This is a genomic window from uncultured Arenimonas sp., from assembly GCF_963976025.1.
Taxonomy (GTDB): Bacteria; Pseudomonadota; Gammaproteobacteria; order Xanthomonadales; family Xanthomonadaceae; genus Arenimonas.
This window is the reverse complement of sequence record NZ_CAXBJS010000257.1, coordinates 1-2,751: the sequence shown is the minus strand read 5'-3', so window position 1 is coordinate 2,751 and position 2,751 is coordinate 1. Positions and strand designations below refer to the sequence as shown.

4 protein-coding genes and 1 pseudogene are annotated in these 2,751 nt (G+C 69.0%); 2 read left to right on the top strand and 3 right to left on the bottom strand.

From position 1 onward, the window contains the following. Positions 1-939, top strand: a 939-nt coding sequence (locus tag AACZ35_RS13780) for a pre-peptidase C-terminal domain-containing protein (protein ID WP_339830257.1), incomplete at its 5' end; no start/stop codon positions are given. A gap of 64 nt (positions 940-1,003) precedes the next feature. On the opposite strand, the gene AACZ35_RS13775 is transcribed toward AACZ35_RS13780, so the two are convergent. From AACZ35_RS13775 to wrbA, 3 genes are read right to left on the bottom strand one after another with little or no spacing between them, the layout of a single operon-like run. Then, complete coding sequence (locus tag AACZ35_RS13775; protein ID WP_339830255.1) at positions 1,004-1,495, bottom strand: asparaginase domain-containing protein; 492 nt, start codon at positions 1,493-1,495, stop codon at positions 1,004-1,006. A gap of 23 nt (positions 1,496-1,518) precedes the next feature. After that, positions 1,519-1,884 carry a DUF2069 domain-containing protein gene (locus AACZ35_RS13770; protein ID WP_339830253.1) on the bottom strand — a complete coding sequence of 122 codons (366 nt, stop codon included), beginning with the start codon at positions 1,882-1,884 and terminating at the stop codon, positions 1,519-1,521. After that, positions 1,881-2,474 (bottom strand): NAD(P)H:quinone oxidoreductase, encoded by a 594-nt coding sequence (wrbA, locus tag AACZ35_RS13765; RefSeq protein ID WP_339830251.1) that lies wholly within the window; start codon positions 2,472-2,474, stop codon positions 1,881-1,883. Before wrbA ends, AACZ35_RS13770 begins: the two co-directional genes overlap by 4 nt. Before the next feature lie 77 nt (positions 2,475-2,551). Here wrbA and AACZ35_RS13760 point away from each other — a divergent pair. Further along, positions 2,552-2,751, top strand: a pseudogene (locus AACZ35_RS13760) (hypothetical protein); the annotation flags it as partial.

Genomic DNA, 2,751 nt, shown 5'->3' with positions numbered 1-2,751 from the left:
AGCGAGTCCTACGTGTCCTACAACGGCACCTCGATGGCCTCGCCGCACGTGGCCGGTGCCGTCGCGCTGGCGCAGAGCCGCCGCCTGGCCCTGGGCCTTTCGCTGTGGACCCCGGCGCAGGTTGAAGCCAACCTCAAGTCCACCGCTTATCCGCTGTCGGGCTCGTGCTCGGGTGGCTGCGGCGCCGGCATCATCGACGCCAATGCCCTCGTCGCCCTCGCCGGTGGCAGCAACCCGCCGCCGCCGCCGCCCCCGCCGCCGCCGACCGGTGGCACGCTGACCAAGGGCGTGGCCGTGACCGGCCTGTCCGCCTCCACGGGCGAGTCGCTGTACTACACGATGTCCGTGCCCGCGGGCGCCAGCAACCTGGTCTTCAACATGTCCGGTGGCACCGGCGACGCCGACCTGTACGTGCAGTTCGGCAGCCAGCCGACCGACAGCTCGTACGTCTGCCGTCCGTACCTCAACGGCAACAACGAGACCTGCACCATCGCGGCGCCGTCGGCCGGCACCTACCACGTGCGCGTGAAGGCCTACTCGAGCTTCTCGGGCACCAGCCTGGTGGGTGACTACACCACCGGTGGTGGTGGTGGCCAGCCGCAGACCTACAGCAACACCGCCGACTACCAGATCCGCGACCGCGCCACCGTCGAGAGCCCGATCTCGGTCTCCGGCCGCAGCGGCAATGCCCCGAGCAATGCCTCGGTCGCGGTCGACATCCGCCACACCTGGATCGGCGACCTCAAGGTCGACCTGGTGGCCCCGGATGGTTCGACCTACAACCTGCACAACCGCAGCGGCGGCAGCTCCGACAACATCATCGGTACCTACACGGTGAACCTGTCCTCGGAAGCGCTCAACGGCACCTGGAAGCTCCGGGTGAACGACAACGCCCGAGGCGACACCGGTTACATCAACAGCTGGTCGGTCACCTTCTGATCCAGCGTTTCATGCAACACCCTGGACCCCGGCCTTGCGCCGGGGTCTTTTTTTGCGGGTGCGCCTAGCTTCCGATCGCCTCAAAACGGTTGGCGGCGACGTTCTTGCGGACTTTTGCGGGGTCCCAGATACGGCCGTTCATGGCGATGTAGACGCCGGGCGGCAGGGACTGCACGGCGCCGACGGCGGTGCCGACGTTGAACTCGGCGTCCGAGCCACGGAAGCGGGCCGGGTTCAGGGCGCCGGTGAGCACGATCGTCTTGCCCGGGATCGAGGCCAGCACCTTGGCGGTGTCCACCATCGTGTCGGTGCCATGGGTCACCAGCACGTGCGCCGCCGGCTGCGCGGCAATGGTGGCGCGCAGCAGTTCCCGGTCCTCGGCGGTGATGTGCAGGCTGTCCTTGCGGATGATCGGGATCACCGTGAAGCGGAAGGCCACGCCCAGCTCCTGCAGGATCTTGCCGATCTGCGGCTCGCCGATCTGGAAGTCGGACTTGTCGTCGAAATACACCTTGTCGATGGTGCCGCCGGTGGTGACCACCAGAAGTTCTTGCATGGGGATTCTCCTTCGCGGCGGGATTATACGGCCGGCTTGCCGGCGCGGCGGGCGGCGAAACGGGCGCGCATGCCGTCCCAGCTGGCCGACAGCACCAGCACCGCCGAGAGCAGCGTCTCGGCCAGCGCCAGCCACCGCACTTCAGGCGCCGACCAGGCCAGCATCACGCCGTGGCAGAAATAGAGCAGGGCGGCCAGCGCGCCCCAGAAACCCGCGCGCCGGTGCCGCAGCAGCACCAGCACCACCGCCGGCAGGATCGGCAGGCTGAACCAGAGCGCCAGCATCCAGGGCGCGGCCTGGGTCGGCGGCGCCAGCCACAGGCGCCAGGCCAGCTGCAGCGCGAACAGCGCCAGGATGGAAACGGCCGCCAGTTTTCCCGAACGGCTCATGCCTGCAGCTTCCGGGCGGTTTCCGCCAGGCGCCGGCCCAGGGCGCGGGCCAGCTGTTTTTCATCTTCCGACAGCGCCGGGTCGTCGTCGGCACCGGCCACGTGGCTGGCGCCGTAGGGCGTGCCGCCGCTGCGGGTGGTGTTGAGCGCGGATTCGGTGAACGGGATGCCCAGCACCAGCATGCCGTGGTGCAGCAGCGGCAGCATCATGCTCAGCAGGGTCGATTCCTGGCCGCCGTGCTGGGTGGCGGTGGAGGTGAACACCGCCGCCGGCTTGCCGACCAGCGTGCCCGAGGCCCACTCGGAGCCCAGGCCATCGATAAAGTGTTTCATCGGCGCGGCCATGTTGCCGAAGCGGGTCGGGCTGCCCATGGCCAGGGCCACGCATTCATCCAGGTCGGCCCGGCTGGCGTAGGGCGCGCCTTCGTCGGGCACGGGCGGCGCGGTGGTTTCGGTGACCGGGGCGACCGGCGGCACCGTGCGCAGCCGGGCCTGCATGCCGGGCACCTCGCCGATGCCCCGGGCGACCTGGCGCGCGAGCGCGGCGACCGAGCCGCCGCGGCTGTAGTACAGGACCAGGATGTCGGGCATGCGGGTTGGGCCGGGTTCGAGGGGATCGCCATTATCGCGGATATTCCCCGGCCCGACCGGTTTGTTAGTCTTGGCCGATGCAGATCACCCAGGTCACCCACACGGTCCGGCAATGGTGGCACCGGCTGGGTCGTGAACAGGTCCAGTCCTTTTCCCGATTCCTGTGGAACCGGTTCCTGGACGATCGCTGCTTCGAGACGGCCGGCGCGCTGGCCTACACCACCTTGTTCGCGCTGGTGCCGCTGTCGATGGTGGTCTTCGGCATCCTGTCCGCCTT